The following is a 13,931-nucleotide window of genomic DNA, read 5'->3' on the forward strand; positions in this document are numbered from 1 at the left end:
TGTGGACGGGGTCACAATGACGTGCGGTTGTGGTGGCTTGGCCACCGGTGCGCCCACAGCGCATAGCCCCATCGATCGCCGACTAAACGCCGGTGAACGTCGGCTTCAGGCGAAGCTGTGCTCGACCTCGGCGCGGCTGAGCACGGTATCGCTGCCCGGCACGTAGGTCGGCAGCGTGTGAGGCACGGGGGTGCCGCCCTTCACCCGTGCCTCGGCCTGCCGGAACTCGGGGATGGGGCCAGTGGCGGCGGTCAACCCGTTGATGACGGTCCACACCGCCGCGCGCCGGGCCGTGCGCTCGACGATGTTCGGGTTGGTGTGCTGCACCAGCTCCGCGGCCCACTTCGGCAACGTGTCCCGGATCGCCCAGTCGATCGCGCTCTGGGCCATCGGCAGTCCGGGGCCCGTCGCTGTCGCGGTCCCGTGGGTGACGGCCAGCCTCGGCAGGTATGACTCGAGGCAGTCCAGCGTCTCGGCCTTGGTGGCGGGCAGATCGGTGCCGCCCAGCGCGTGCCCAACGCGCACGAACTCACCGTAGTAGCGGTCAATCTTCTTGCCGCGCAAGGGCTGTGGGTGATACATCTCATGAGCGGTGGCCAGCCCCCACACCACCGTGGCGTAGTTCCAGCGCAACCAGTCGGGGTCGTCGGCGTCGTAGCGGGCGCCGTCTGGGCGGGTGCCCTTGATCGTGTGGTGCATGGCCCGCACCGACTTGGCCAGCCGCTCGGCGCTTTCCGTTGAGCCGTACGCGGTCCCGATGAAGAACGCGATTGAGTGTCCCAGTCGCACCGCCGCGCCAGCGGGGTCGATCACCGGTCGGCCCTCCCCGGTCTCGGGGTCGCGCTTGACCAACCGGGAATGGTGCATGCCCATCCAGTAGATCGACGGGTCAAGGCGTTCCATATAGGCCGCGCACTGCAGGCCGAAGATCAACGCGTGCATGTGCGAGTGCACGTGCCACACCGCACTGCCGGGCCCGAACCAGCCCGGATCGCCGACCGGCGCCGCGAACTCCATGCCCTTGAAGTAGTGGCGGCGGATGGCGGCGTCGAACTTCTTGTTCAGCAATTGGCCGGCGAATTGATGCGGCAGGAACATGCATGTCTCCGTTTCTGGTCACGCCTGTAACCAGAATACCTTTTGGGTACAGGCGTGACCAGACCCGGGTCGACGTAGTCTGGCCCGATGTCGAGCCCCACGCGCTGGGCCGGTGTGCCGCTATCGGACCGCCGCGCCGAGCGGCGTGCGTTGCTGGTCGACGCGGCTTTTCGGCTGTTCGGTGACGAGGGCGAGTCGGCGGTATCGGTGCGGTCGGTGTGCCGCGAATGCGGGCTCAACACCCGCTACTTCTACCAGAGCTTCGCCGACGTCGACGAGCTTCTTGGCGCCGTGTATGACCGAGTCAGTGCCGAGCTGGTCGGTGTCGTCGGGGCCGCGATCGAGCAGGCCGACGACTCGGTGCGGGCCCGCACGCGGGCCGGCATCGCCGCCGTGCTCGGCTTCAGCTCGGCCGACCCGCGCCGCGGCCAGGTGCTCTTCACCGAGGCGCGGGCCAACCCAGTGCTGGCCAAGCGGCGGGCGGCCGCGCAGGAACTTCTTCGTCAGGGCGTGCTGAGCGAGGGCGGTCGGCTTTCCGCGAAGTCCGACCCCGTCGCCGCCGCAGTCGGTGCAGCGATCTTCACCGGCGCGATGGCCGAGCTCGCCCAGCAGTGGCTGGCGGGCAACCTCGGCGATGACCTGGACGCCGTCGTCGACCACGCGGTGGCACTGGTCCTCTAGGCCGCCAGTGCGAAATTCTCCGTGAGGGCCTCGACGATGGGCCGCCACACCGGCTCGGGCAGATCGTGACCCATGCCGTCGACGACGACGAAGCGCGCCTCGGGGATGACACGCGCCAACGTGCGGCCGTTGCGCGGGCGCACCAGCGGGTCGGCGGTGCCGTGGATGACGACGGTTGGCGCGGTGACGGCGCGGGTGTAGCGCATCAGGCTGCCGGTGCCCAGAATTGCGTCGAACTGCCGCAGCATGCCTTGCGGGTAATCGCTTCGGGCGCGCAGCATCTCAACGCGTTGTCTCAGTTCGTCGACCGACGGTAAGAAGTTGGGGCCGTTGATGATTGAGATGTTGCGCACCTCATTGGCCAGCCGGTCCTCCCATGGGGCGTCCTTGCCGGGCGCCCTGAGCGCCAGCTTGATCACCCGCCAGCGCGGCAGCGCGGACAGCGGCTTGCCCGAACCGGACATGATCAGGCCCAGCGACGCCACCCGGTCGCCGTGGCTGCCCGCCAACACCTGGGCGATCATCCCGCCCATCGACGCGCCGACGATGTGGGCGCGGTCGATGTCGAGGTGGTCAAGCAGGCCCCGGACGTCATCGGCAAGGTCGACGAGCGTGTACGGCACGCGACTTCGTCGGCCCACGACATAGCGCGCCACCCGTGGGTAGACGGATCCGGCGGCTCGTGTGCCGCTCATCTTCGTGGACAGGCCGGTGTCGCGGTGGTCGAATCTGATGACGCGGTAGCCCTGTTGGGTCAGCCGCTCGCAGAAGCCGTCCGGCCACTGCGCGAGCTGCGCCCCGACGCCCATGATCAGCACGACGGGCGGCGCGTCGGGGTCACACCGCGCACGCGAGGAGCGAGAAGGACGGAGTTCCTCGTAGAACAACGCGACGTCGCCGCAGCGCGCAGTGCCTGTTCGGGTCTGCATTGGATCCTTTCTACCGCGTAGTCGGCTTCCAACGTTTGATCCAGTCGGTCTCGGGCCAGCCTTCGTGGGCGGCCATCAGCTCGTACATCGTTGCGCCGTCGATGGATTCGCGAATGATGTCGGCATGACCCGCGTGCCGGGCCAGTTCCTCGACGAGGTGCATCGCGACCCACCGCACGTTCCAGAAGTCCAGATCCTGCGGGAACCACGGCACATCGTGTGGGACGGGGACCGCCGTGTCGAGGTCGACGTCGGCGAAGGCCGCCACGGTCGCCTCGTTCTGGGCGGTCAGTCGGGCCAGCAGATCGTCGAGCGTCTCGTCGTCGCGCATCACGTACTGGTCCTGGTATTCGGCGGCCTGTTCGCTGAAAGGCCGGTCGTCGCGGGGCGGTGAGTCGGGTGCCGCGGTCACCCGCGCCGTCCAGCTGTGCTGCACGCCGGCGGCGTGCTTGATTAGGCCTCCGATGGACAGCGCGCTGACCGATGGCGTCGAGCGGGCCTGCTCATCGGTCAGGCCGTAGGCCGCCGCGAAGAAGGCGTTCTGGTGGTGGCGAAGAAACTCGATCAACGTCTGGCGTTCGTCGGCGGCCGGCGGGGGCATTCCTGGCATGGGCTAGTTCTCCTTCTGGTTCGCGTAAAGGTCTCGGACACAGGCGATTTCGGCGCCGTGATGGATGACCTCCCGGTTGATGTGTAGGACCAGCGTGCTCATCGGCAGCTCGGAGTACGGCCCCTCGGCGGGTCCGCACGGCCGCGACAACTCATCGTCGTCGAGCGCGCGCACCCCGGCCATCCATGTCGCGTAGACGTCGTCGAGCTGGCGCAGCGCCGTCGCCGCGTCGGTGGCGTACGGCCAGCTCTGGTAATCCGCGGGCGGCCCGCCGAAGTGCGAATGGTTGCGCATCGCCAACACGCCGACGATGACGTGCGCGAGGCGCCACGCGATCGTGGTGAACGGCGCGGGCTCGGGCTGCGGGTAGGTGAAATCGATTCCGCCGTCGCGATGCACCGTCCAGCAGTCCGGCACCGGGCACCAGAAGTATTCCTCGTCGGTCAGGCCGTCCAGGCGTGGGCGCAGCTGGCGAGTCCAGTGAAAGTCGAGTTGATCGGCGAGCTGGCTGACCATGTCGTCACTCATGAGACCACCTTCGCATCCATATAGGACAGTTTCTGTCCTATGACTGTGCGAACCTGATGGTGTGCCGGAAACGACGAGCCGGGTGCTGCAGCTGTTGGGTCTGCTGCAGTCGCGGCGGGTGTGGTCGGGCGAGGAGCTCGCCGAGCGGCTAGGCGTGACGACCCGCAGCGTGCGCCGCGATATCGAACGGCTGCGCGACCTCGGATATCCCGTGCTGGCCAGCAAGGGTCACGGCGGCGGCTACCAGCTGGGCGCAGGCGCGGCGTTGCCGCCGCTGCTGCTGGACCCCGACGAGGCCGTGGCGATGGCCGTATCGCTGCGGCTGGCCGCAGGCGGCACCGTCGCCGGTGTCGGCGAGTCCGCGCTGCGGGCGCTGAGCAAGCTGGACCAGGTGATGCCGTCGCGGCTGCGGTCGCAGGTGGCGGCGGTGGCCGCCGCCACGGTCACGTTGACCTCGTCTGATTCAGCCGTCGACCCCGCGGTGTTGATGACGCTGGCGCGGGCCTGTCGCGATAAGGAGCACGTGTCGGCCTCCTACGTCGACCGTGCGGACAACGCCACCGAGCGCCGGCTGGAGCCTTATCAGCTCGTCACCACAGGCAGACGCTGGTATCTGTTGGCTTACGACCGCGATCGACAGGACTGGCGAAGCCTTCGCCTGGACCGGATGAGCGACGTACGCGCGCGAGGGACGACGTTTGTCGCGCGGGACGCCCCAGACGCCGCAGCGTATGTGCGCCGGTCGATCAGTGCGTCACCGTACCGGCACGTGGCGAGAGTGCGCTATTTTGCCCCGGAAGAAGTTGTGGCGAAACACTTTTCGCCAGCGTCGGTGACGATCGAGGCCGACGGACCGGACGCATGCATCGTCACTGCGGGCGGCGACGAACCCGAGCGAATGGTGTACTACTTCGCGACCGTCGGCGTGGATTTCGAGGTGCTCGAACCACCTGAAGTGGTCTACGCAGTCTCCTCGGCCGCCGCCCGGTTGCGGCGCGCCGCCAGGAGGCCGTGACGATATCGGCGGCCCGCCGACCCGCGCAACCGCAGACGCAGCAGCAGCAGTCGGCGATGCGCCTCGAACCCCATCGACAAGGGGTCAGACCACGCGCGCCCCGCGGGCGTTTTGCGTTCACTCGTCATGATGTTCCCATTGTGGCACTCCGCGGCCGAGATTGCAGGCGGCACGCCATGAACGCTATGTCAGCTGCTGCTCGAAATGAATTGTGGCCCAATAGCACTCGACGCTGTGGCAACGAAACGGCGCTGCGGCGTTGACCAACTGTGACAATGCTCACCTCAGATGGTGATCCCCAGCCGGTCGGTGAGCACCAGAAACGCCACCGCGAAGTCATTTTCAGTGGTGTCGGCACGCAGCCGTTCCCAGTCAATCTGCTCGCGAACCGCGCGAACAACAGGAATGAGCGTCGTGAAATCACAGCGGTGTTCGTTGAGCGAATTCAGTTTCTCGGTGAGCACTTTCGTCGGCGGAAGCACCCGCATCCGGATCGCGAGCACGTCGATCTCCTCGGATGACGCGATCGTCTCTGCTTCCACCGGCACTCCGTTGAGCTGGTGCAGCACATCGATGACGAATTCCTCACCGACACACGCCTTGAACAGCCAGTCCTCCGGCGTCCGTTCGATACGAAAACCGGCTTTTTCCAAGGTGAGCGCGGCGATCTCGGTGTCCTCTTGGGCGACCACGAAATCGACGTCGTGTACCGGTTCGGGGCCGCCGTATACCCACAGCGCATAGCTACCGCCCAGCGCGAAGTCGGGACCGTGCGCCTTGAGTGCGGAGGCCCCGCGCTTGAGCGCATCGCGCAGATGCATGTTCGTCTCGGGTTTTATCACTGTGGGTACGTAGTACCCATGCAGATGCGGATGGCCACCTTCAACATCTTGCACGGACGCAGCGTGCACGACGGCGCCGTCGAACTCGATCGCTTCGCCGAATCGGTGCGTCGGCTCGATGCCGACGTCCTGGCGTTGCAGGAGGTCGACTGTGATCAGCCCCGGTCGGCGATGGCCGACCTGACCGCCGTGGCGGCCCAGGCCATGGGTGCCGTCACGCACCGGTTCGTCGCAGCCATCGCCGGCACGCCGGGCGCGACGTGGATGGCGGCCACCGGACGCGAACAGCCGGGCACCGCGGCCTACGGGATAGCGCTGCTGTCTCGCTACCCTGTGCACAGCTGGCAGGTGGTTCGGCTGCCGCGCATACCAATGCCGTTTCCGATGTATCTGCGCGGGCCCAACAGGGTGATGGTGGTCAACGAGGAGCCGCGCGCAGCGATGGTCGCGGAGCTGGACACACCGCTGGGGTCGATGACCGTCGCCAATACGCATCTGTCGTTCGTGCCCGGCTGGAATCGGGTGCAGCTGCGTCGGCTCGTGAGGGACCTGCGCGGGTTTCCCGGGCCGCACGTGCTGATGGGCGACCTCAACATGACGCCGCCGCGAACCCGGCGCTGGGTCGGCATGCGCGCGCTCGGCACGGGCCCGACGTTTCCCGCCGACGAACCGTATCGGCAGCTCGACCACATCCTCACCGACGATCCGAGGCTGCAGGTCGCCCACGCCGACGTCGTCGAGTTGCCGGTGTCGGATCACCGCGCGCTCGTCGTCGACGTTTCCCGGCCTTGAGTACCTCGGTTTTCGTCCGCGACTACGTAGGGTGGCGGTCGTGGCGTTCGGCGTGACCTCCGCTGAATCGACGGACCTGTTCGTAGGGCCGCCGGAGGCGCCGCTGCAAATCGTGCGGGTCACCCACACCGGCGGCGGGTCGCCGATCGTCGTGCAGGGCGACGGCCTGTCCACGCCCCGGCCGCCGCGCGCCCCCCCGACCGGCGGTGTGGCCGAGGTGCCCGTCGAGGTGCGCGACGGCGCACCCGGGGAGCGGCGCGCCGCGCGGGTACTGTGCGGGGACTCAGCCGATGACATAGCCGATGATGTAGCCGTCGACTTCGAGTTCGTCGTCGCCGAGCCCGGCTGGACGATGTTCATGGTGAGCCACTTCCACTACGACCCGGTGTGGTGGAACACCCAGGCCGCCTACACCAGCCTGTGGACCGAGGAACCGCCCGGCCGATGCCGGCAGACCAACGGGTTCAATCTCGTTGCCGCACACCTCGAAATGGCACGCAGGGAACCGGAATACAAGTTCGTGCTCGCCGAGGTCGACTATCTCAAGCCCTACTGGGATACCCATCCGCAGGACCGTGCTGACCTGCGCCGGTTCATCGCAGACGGTCGCGTCGAGATCATGGGGGGCACCTACAACGAACCAAATACCAATCTGACCGGGCCAGAGACGACGATCCGAAACTTCGTCGCAGGCATCGGCTTTCAGCGTGGGGTGATGGGCGCCGAGCCTGCGACGGCATGGCAGCTCGACGCGTTCGGGCATGACCCGCAATTCCCCGGGATGGCCGCCGATGCTGGGTTGACGTCGAGCTCATGGGCACGGGGGCCGCACCATCAGTGGGGGCCGATGCAGAATCAGGGCGACCCGCAGCGGATGCAGTTCTCCAGCGAGTTCGAGTGGATCTCGCCATCGGGCCGCGGCCTGCTGACCCACTACATGCCCGCGCACTATTCCGCCGGTTGGTGGATGGACTCGTCGGCGAGCCTGCAGGAAGCCGAAACCGCCACCTACGAACTGTTTTCGACGCTGAAAAAGGTGGCGCTGACCCGCAATGTGCTGCTGCCGGTCGGCACCGACTACACGCCGCCGAACAAGTGGGTGACCGAAATCCACCGCGACTGGAACGCGCGCTACACCTGGCCGCGGTTCGTCTGCGGACTGCCGAGCGAGTTCTTCGCGTCGGTGCGGGCCGAGCTGAATGCCCGGGGGAGCACGCCGTCGCCGCAGACCCGGGACATGAACCCGATCTACACCGGCAAGGACGTCTCGTATATCGACACCAAGCAAGCCAACCGGGATGCCGAGAACGCGGTGCTCGACGGGGAGCGGTTCGCGGTCTTCGCCGGGTTGCTCGGCGGCGCCGGCTATCCGCAGGCCGCGCTGGAGAAAGCGTGGGTGCAGCTGGCCTACGGCGCACATCACGACGCGATCACCGGGTCAGAATCAGACCAGGTGTACCTCGACCTGCTGACCGGGTGGCGCGACGCGTGGGAGCTGGGCTGTGCGGCCCGCGACAATGCGCTGACCCTGATCTCCCGTGCGGTCGAGGGATCGATTGTGGTGTGGAACTCGTTGGCGCACAAGCGCAGCGACGTGGTGACGGCACGGCTCGACGAGCCGCTCGGTGATGGTGTGCGGGTGTTCGACGGCGATGGTCACGAGGTCGACGCAGTGGTCGAGCACGGCGGACAATCGGTCACCTGGCTGGCCCGCGACATCCCGTCGCTGGGCTGGCGCGCCTACCGGCTCGAGGCGGGACCGGCCATCAGTTGGACGCCGGTGGACGGCAGCGCTATCGGCAACGAGCGTTACCGCGTGCAGGTCGATCCGCTGCGCGGCGGGGCGGTGTCCTCGCTGACCGACGACGGCCGCGAGGTTCTGGCCGAGGGAAGGCTCGGCAACGAGTTGGCGGTATACGACGAGTACCCCGCACATCCGGAGGCCGGCGAGGGACCATGGCACCTGCTGCCAAAGGGTCCGATCGCCGTGTCATCCAGTGCTCCAGCGGAATACCTGCAGTGTTACCGGTCGCCGGTGGGTGAGCGCGTGATGGTGCGCGGGCGGATCGGCTCGGTGCTGCGCTACACGCAGACAGTGACGCTATGGCGCGGCGTTGCGCGGGTGGACTGCAGCACGGTGATCGACCAGTTCACCGGCGAGGACAAGCTGCTGCGGCTGCGCTGGCCGTGTCCGGTGCCGGGCGCTATGCCGGTGAGTGAAGTCGGCGACGCGGTGATCGGCCGCGGTTTCGCGCTGCTGCACGAACCGGGCACGAGCAAATCGGTCGACACCGCGAAACATCCCTACACATTGGACAATCCGGCCTACGGATGGTTCGGGCTGTCGTCCGCGGCGCGCGTGTGCGTCAGTGACGGCAGCACGAACGGCGCGTGCGTGCGGGCGGTGTCGGTGGCCGAGGTGGTGACGCCGACCGAGGGCGACTCGGCTGCGCTGCCGCGCGACCTGATGGTGGCGCTGGTTCGCACGGGCGTCACGGCCACGTGCAGCAGCGCCGACAAGCACCGCTACGGAGATCTCGTCGTCGACTCGAACCTTCCGGACGCGCGGATCGCCCTCGGTGGGCCGGAGCAGAACCCGTTCACCGCAGCGGTTCTCGCCGAAGCCGACCCCGCCTACACCGACGAGCTCAAGCGCCAGCTGTATGCCGGCGGGGCCGCCAGGGTGTGGGTGCCTGCGGTGGCGCCGCTGGCGCAGACGTGGCGGCCGGGTGCGGATCTGCGTGGCGTGCGCGCGTTGCCGGTGCTCATCGTCGCGGGCGGTGACGATGCTATCGCGTCGGTGGTCGATGACCTGGGCGACGGCGAAATCACGGTAAGCCAACAGGTGCACTGCGATATCGAGCCGTTCGAGCAGCGCACCGTCGCAGTGCTCAATCGCGGGGTGCCCGGGTTCGCCGTCGACACCGAGGGCACGCTGCACTCGTCGCTGATGCGGTCCTGCACCGGGTGGCCGTCGGGGGTGTGGATGGACCCACAGCCTCGCCGCGCCGCGCCCGACGGCACGAGCTTCCAGCTGCAGCACTGGACCCACACCTTCGACTACGCACTGGTCTCCGGCGACGGCGACTGGCGATCGGCCGGCGTGCCGACTCGCAGCGCGGAGTTCTCCCATCCGCTGTTGGCCGTCGCCGGAAACGACAGCGCCACAGGCGGTTTGCCTAGTTGGGGTTCGTTGATGGAGATCGAGCCCGCAGGGGTCGTTCAATTGGCAGCGTTGAAGGCGGCAGGAAACCCGCTGTCATCCGGAAGCGCCCGCCCCGTCGACCCCAAGGCCGCGGTGGCCCTGCGGCTCGTCGAAACGTCGGGCACCGCCGCTGATGTCGAGATCACATCGGGGCTGCGCAGTATGTCGCATGCCGCGCGCGGCGACCTTCTGGAGCAGCCGCTGCTGCACGACGACGACCTGAGCCTGCACGGCTACGAGATCGCCACCGTGTTGAGTCGGCTCAATATGCCGCAGGTGCTGGAAGCCGACCACACCGTGCTGGCGCCGGAAGTCGAGGCGGCCCAACCCTTGTACGCGCGCTACTGGCTGCACAACCGCGGGCCCGCACCGCTCGGTGGGCTGCCGGCCGTCGCGCATCTGCACCCGCTGGCCACTGCCGCCGACCCCGGCGACGAGATCGTGCTGCGGCTCACCGCGGCCAGCGACTGCACCGATGCGGTGTTGCACGGCATCGTGCGGCTGGTGTGTCCGGACGGCTGGACCGCCAGCCCCGCCCGGCTGCCGTTCGTGTTGCCCAGCAGCGAACATCTGGAGGCCGACATCGCCTTGACGGTGCCGCGCGACATCCAGCCCGGCTTGTATCCGATCCGGGCGCAGTTGGTGATCACGGGTGACGGCGCGGAGTCGATGCCCGCGTCGTGGCGGCAGGTCGTCGAAGACGTCGCGACGGTATCGATTGGCACACCGCGGGAAAACAACGAAATCATCTATCTCTTCAGCGATCCCACCGATATCGACGTGCGGGCGGGTGACATCTCCCGGCTGGCGGTGACGGTCGCGACGGCGGCGGGGGCCGCGCTGGCGTGCGAGGCGCACCTGATCAGCCCGTGGGGGACGTGGGAGTGGATCAGGCCCGCGGTGCAAGGCGCGGTGCTGTCACCGGGTGAGCCCGTCGAGATCGGCTTCGAAGTCGCGCCTCCGCCGTGGGTGCAGCCCGGGGAATGGTGGGCACTGGTGCGGGTGGGTTGCGCCGGACGGCTGCTGTACTCGCCCGCGGTGAGGGTGACGGTCCGATGACGGCTTTCGCTGCTACAGTCGCCGGCGCCGGCGTGACGGTTGCCGACGTCGACGCGCGGGAGGCGCAGCTGCGCAGCGCCATCCCGGCCGCGGCGCTGCCGCGGGCGGGCACCAGCGAGGGCAGACAGTTGAGGCGTTGGCTGACACAGGTTCTGGTGACTGAGCGGGTGATCGCCGGCGAGGCAGCAGCCGTCGGGCTGACCGCCGAAGACGCACCCGCCGAAGACGAACTGCTGCCGGATGATTCGGCACGCCTGGAGATCGGCAGCGTCGCTGCGGCGGCCCTGGCTGACCCGCTTGCCAGGGCGATGTTCGCCTACGTCACCGCGGCCGTCGACGTCGTCGACTCCGAGGTGGTCGACTATCACGCCCGCAACCCGTGGCGTTTCGCGGCGCCGACGGATGCCGGAAATGGTTGGCGCGCTGCGGCATTCGATGCCCCGCCGCTGGAAGCCGTTCGACCGTTGATCGTGGAGCATCTGCGGGACGCCGCGCGGAGGCGCGCGTTTCGGCTGTGGCTCGATGCGCGACGGGCCGAGCTGGTTCGGCTCGAGCCCGGTTACGAGCATCCCGGCGACCCGCGTCAGCCCGACAACACCCACCGACACTGATGACCGGCCCGGCACTGGCTATCGACATCGGCGGCACGAAGATCGCCGTCGCAGCGGTCTCCGTCGAGGGTGAGGTCGGCCACCACGCGCAGCTGCCGACGCCCGACGGCGACGCCGAGGCGGTGTGGGCGGTGGTCGACTCACTCGTCACCGAGGCGGTTGCGGCCGCCGGCGGTCGGGTGCGCGGCGTCGGGATCGCGTCGGCAGGACCGATCGACCTGCCGTCGGGCACCGTCAGCCCGATCAATATCACGCAGTGGCAAAGCTTTCCGATTGTCGATCGGGTGACGGAGACGGTGGGCGCGCCGGTGCGGCTGGGCGGCGACGGGTTGTGCATGGCGATGGGTGAGCGGTGGCGCGGCGCGGGTTGTGGCGCCGACTTCATGCTCGGCATTGTGGTGTCGACGGGCGTCGGCGGCGGTCTTGTGCTCGACGGTGCGCCTTACGACGGCCGCACCGGCAATGCCGGGCACGTCGGCCACGTCGTCGTCGACCCCGGCGGAGCGGCCTGCACGTGCGGCGGCCGCGGCTGCGTCGAGACGATCGCGTCGGGCCCGAACATGGCGCGTTGGGCCCGGGTCCACGGCTGGGAGGCGCCGCCGGAGGCCGACGCCAAAGAGCTCGCCGAGGCCGCTAACGCCGGCGACCCGATCGCGCAGCGGGCGTTCCGCCGAGGAGCGACGGCCGTCGCGGCGATGATCGCGTCGGTCGCGGCGGTGTGCGACCTCGACCGGGTTGTCGTCGGCGGGGGAGTGGCGAAGTCCGGGGCGTTGCTGTTCGACCCGCTCCGGGAAAAGCTCGCCGAGCACACGGGCCTCAGCTTCCTCCGCGAGCTTGCGGTGGTGCCGGCAGAACTGCCCAACGCAGGCCTGGTCGGCGCGGCGGCCCTGGTGATTTCGGTGTGATAACCCGCGCTCAGCGCGGGAAATCACGCCCGAATCGCTCGGTTTTGGCTGATCGGCGGGGGATCGGCTACCCTTGACCAGTTCCACCAAAGACCGTCGGTCACCGAGAAATCGGTTGAAGGTCCGGGATTGTCCCGGCGGCCCACGCAGGAGGACGAGGCTCGTCGTGTATCAGCGCGCCCCGACCATCTGCGTCGGGGCGTTCGTCATTTCCGGGCCCAGATCTGCTCTCTCGCGCTGCCGGTCGACCAACCACGAGGAGGCATGCATGGCCAAGGCTGACAAGGCCACCGCGGTTGCCGACATCGCCGAGCAGTTCAAGGAGGCGACGGCGACGCTCGTCACCGAATACCGCGGACTGACGGTAGCCAACCTCAAGGACCTGCGCCGCTCGCTCGGTGACTCCGCTACCTACACCGTCGCCAAGAACACGCTGGTCAAGCGCGCCGCGGCGGAGGCCGGTATCGAAGGCCTCGACGAGCTGTTCGTCGGCCCCACCGCGATCGCGTTCGTCAAGGGCGAGGCGGTCGATGCGGCCAAGGCGATCAAGAAGTTCTCCAAAGAGAACAAGGCGCTGGTCGTCAAGGGCGGCTACATGGACGGACGCCCGCTGTCCGTCTCCGAGATCGACAAGATCGCCGATCTCGAATCCCGCGAGGTGCTGCTGGCCAAGCTGGCCGGCGCGATGAAGGCCAAGACCAGCCAGGCAGCCGCGCTGTTCCAGGCGCCCGCGGCGCAGGTCGCACGACTGGCTGCCGCACTGCAGGAGAAGAAGGCCAACGAAGAGGCCGCGTAGAGGCGGCCCGTTACCGAATCCCACCCACACCAAGCCATTGAAGAAATAAGGAAGGACCAACACCATGGCAAAGCTGTCCACTGACGAACTGCTCGACGCGTTCAAGGAATTGACCCTGCTCGAGCTCTCCGAGTTCGTGAAGGCGTTCGAGGAGACCTTCGACGTCACGGCCGCCGCTCCGGTCGCCGTTGCGGCCGCCCCCGGTGCCGCCGCGGGCGCGCCCGCCGAGGCCGCCGAGGAGCAGTCGGAGTTCGACGTCATCCTCGAGGCCGCGGGCGACAAGAAGATCGGCGTCATCAAGGTCGTCCGCGAGATCGTCTCCGGCCTCGGCCTGAAGGAGGCCAAGGATCTGGTCGACAGCGCTCCCAAGCCGCTGCTCGAGAAGGTCGCCAAGGAGGCCGCCGACGAAGCCAAGGCCAAGCTCGAGGCCGCAGGCGCGACGGTCACCGTCAAGTAGTTTCACTGTCCACTGTGGGGCTGATCTGGTTAACAGATCAGCCCCACAGTGATTTTTGCCGTCAGTGCTGGTCGGAGCCGAGATGTGACCTCCGACAAGTGTCGCCGGACAGAGGTCGTAAGCTACAGTGACTCAAGCCACAAGCGGGAGGCGTGTGGCAGCAGAACATCTCGGCGGAAGGATCTCCCGTGGGCATTGGCATTCAGATCGAGGGACTCACCAAGTCCTTCGGCCCCCAGCGAATCTGGGAGGACGTCACCTTCGACCTGCCGCCGGGCGAGGTCAGCGTGCTGCTCGGCCCGTCGGGTACCGGTAAGTCGGTGTTTTTGAAGTCGCTGATCGGGCTGCTGCGCCCCGAGCGCGGCAAGATCATCGTCGACGGCACCAACATCATCGAGTGCTC

At 68.0% G+C, this 13,931-nt stretch carries 14 protein-coding genes; 9 read left to right on the forward strand and 5 right to left on the reverse strand.

Annotation, left to right across the window (positions count from 1 at the left end; genetic code table 11):
- Positions 1–105: 105 nt before the first annotated feature.
- Positions 106–1,098 (reverse strand): oxygenase MpaB family protein, encoded by a 993-nt coding sequence (locus A5651_RS21920; RefSeq protein WP_066985976.1) that lies wholly within the window; start codon positions 1,096–1,098, stop codon positions 106–108.
- An 87-nt stretch (positions 1,099–1,185) separates the two neighbouring features.
- Here A5651_RS21920 and A5651_RS21925 point away from each other — a divergent pair, with 87 nt between their 5' ends.
- Entirely contained in the window at positions 1,186–1,779 is a 594-nt protein-coding gene (locus A5651_RS21925; RefSeq protein WP_066985979.1) for a TetR/AcrR family transcriptional regulator, read from the forward strand.
- On the opposite strand, the gene A5651_RS21930 is transcribed toward A5651_RS21925, so the two are convergent.
- The 3 genes from A5651_RS21930 to A5651_RS21940 are packed head-to-tail and all read right to left on the reverse strand — an operon-like array spanning position 1,776 to position 3,846.
- On the reverse strand, positions 1,776–2,708 hold the full coding sequence (locus A5651_RS21930) for an alpha/beta fold hydrolase (protein ID WP_066985982.1): 933 nt from the start codon (positions 2,706–2,708) through the stop codon (positions 1,776–1,778). The genes A5651_RS21925 and A5651_RS21930 overlap by 4 nt on opposite strands.
- A 10-nt stretch (positions 2,709–2,718) precedes the next feature.
- Positions 2,719–3,318, reverse strand: a complete 600-nt coding sequence (locus tag A5651_RS21935) for a DinB family protein (RefSeq protein ID WP_066985985.1) — start codon at positions 3,316–3,318, stop codon at positions 2,719–2,721.
- A gap of 3 nt (positions 3,319–3,321) precedes the next feature.
- On the reverse strand, positions 3,322–3,846 hold the full coding sequence (locus A5651_RS21940) for a DinB family protein (RefSeq protein ID WP_066985988.1): 525 nt from the start codon (positions 3,844–3,846) through the stop codon (positions 3,322–3,324).
- Between the two features lie 61 nt (positions 3,847–3,907).
- Here A5651_RS21940 and A5651_RS21945 point away from each other — a divergent pair, with 61 nt between their 5' ends.
- On the forward strand, positions 3,908–4,861 hold the full coding sequence (locus A5651_RS21945; RefSeq protein ID WP_066985990.1) for a YafY family protein: 954 nt from the start codon (positions 3,908–3,910) through the stop codon (positions 4,859–4,861).
- A 284-nt stretch (positions 4,862–5,145) separates the two neighbouring features.
- Here the strand turns inward: A5651_RS21945 and A5651_RS21950 are convergent, their stop codons facing one another.
- A complete protein-coding gene (locus A5651_RS21950) occupies positions 5,146–5,682 on the reverse strand; it encodes a nucleotidyltransferase (RefSeq protein WP_066985993.1) in 537 nt (178 codons plus the stop codon).
- Between the two features lie 45 nt (positions 5,683–5,727).
- Between A5651_RS21950 and A5651_RS21955 the strand changes: the two genes are divergently transcribed.
- From A5651_RS21955 to A5651_RS21985, 7 genes are all read left to right on the forward strand, one after another.
- Positions 5,728–6,495 (forward strand): endonuclease/exonuclease/phosphatase family protein, encoded by a 768-nt coding sequence (locus A5651_RS21955; protein ID WP_066986031.1) that lies wholly within the window; start codon positions 5,728–5,730, stop codon positions 6,493–6,495.
- 40 nt (positions 6,496–6,535) lie between these two features.
- Positions 6,536–10,759: an NEW3 domain-containing protein gene (locus tag A5651_RS21960; protein ID WP_231988785.1), complete on the forward strand. Its 4,224-nt coding sequence runs from the start codon at positions 6,536–6,538 to the stop codon at positions 10,757–10,759.
- Positions 10,756–11,370, forward strand: a complete 615-nt coding sequence (locus A5651_RS21965) for a malonyl CoA-ACP transacylase (RefSeq protein WP_066985996.1) — start codon at positions 10,756–10,758, stop codon at positions 11,368–11,370. The genes A5651_RS21960 and A5651_RS21965 overlap by 4 nt, the downstream gene beginning before the upstream one ends.
- Entirely contained in the window at positions 11,370–12,275 is a 906-nt protein-coding gene (locus A5651_RS21970) for an ROK family protein (RefSeq protein WP_066985998.1), read from the forward strand. The genes A5651_RS21965 and A5651_RS21970 overlap by 1 nt, the downstream gene beginning before the upstream one ends.
- Positions 12,276–12,543: 268 nt before the next feature.
- Positions 12,544–13,071 (forward strand): 50S ribosomal protein L10, encoded by a 528-nt coding sequence (rplJ, locus tag A5651_RS21975; RefSeq protein WP_066986001.1) that lies wholly within the window; start codon positions 12,544–12,546, stop codon positions 13,069–13,071.
- A gap of 64 nt (positions 13,072–13,135) precedes the next feature.
- Positions 13,136–13,528: a 50S ribosomal protein L7/L12 gene (gene rplL, locus A5651_RS21980; protein ID WP_066986003.1), complete on the forward strand. Its 393-nt coding sequence runs from the start codon at positions 13,136–13,138 to the stop codon at positions 13,526–13,528.
- A 188-nt stretch (positions 13,529–13,716) separates the two neighbouring features.
- Positions 13,717–13,931 (forward strand): ATP-binding cassette domain-containing protein (locus tag A5651_RS21985; RefSeq protein ID WP_156663111.1); only part of this gene is annotated, 215 nt, incomplete at its 3' end.

It is taken from the genome of Mycobacterium sp. 1274761.0, assembly GCF_001668615.1.
Classification (GTDB): Bacteria; Actinomycetota; Actinomycetes; order Mycobacteriales; family Mycobacteriaceae; genus Mycobacterium.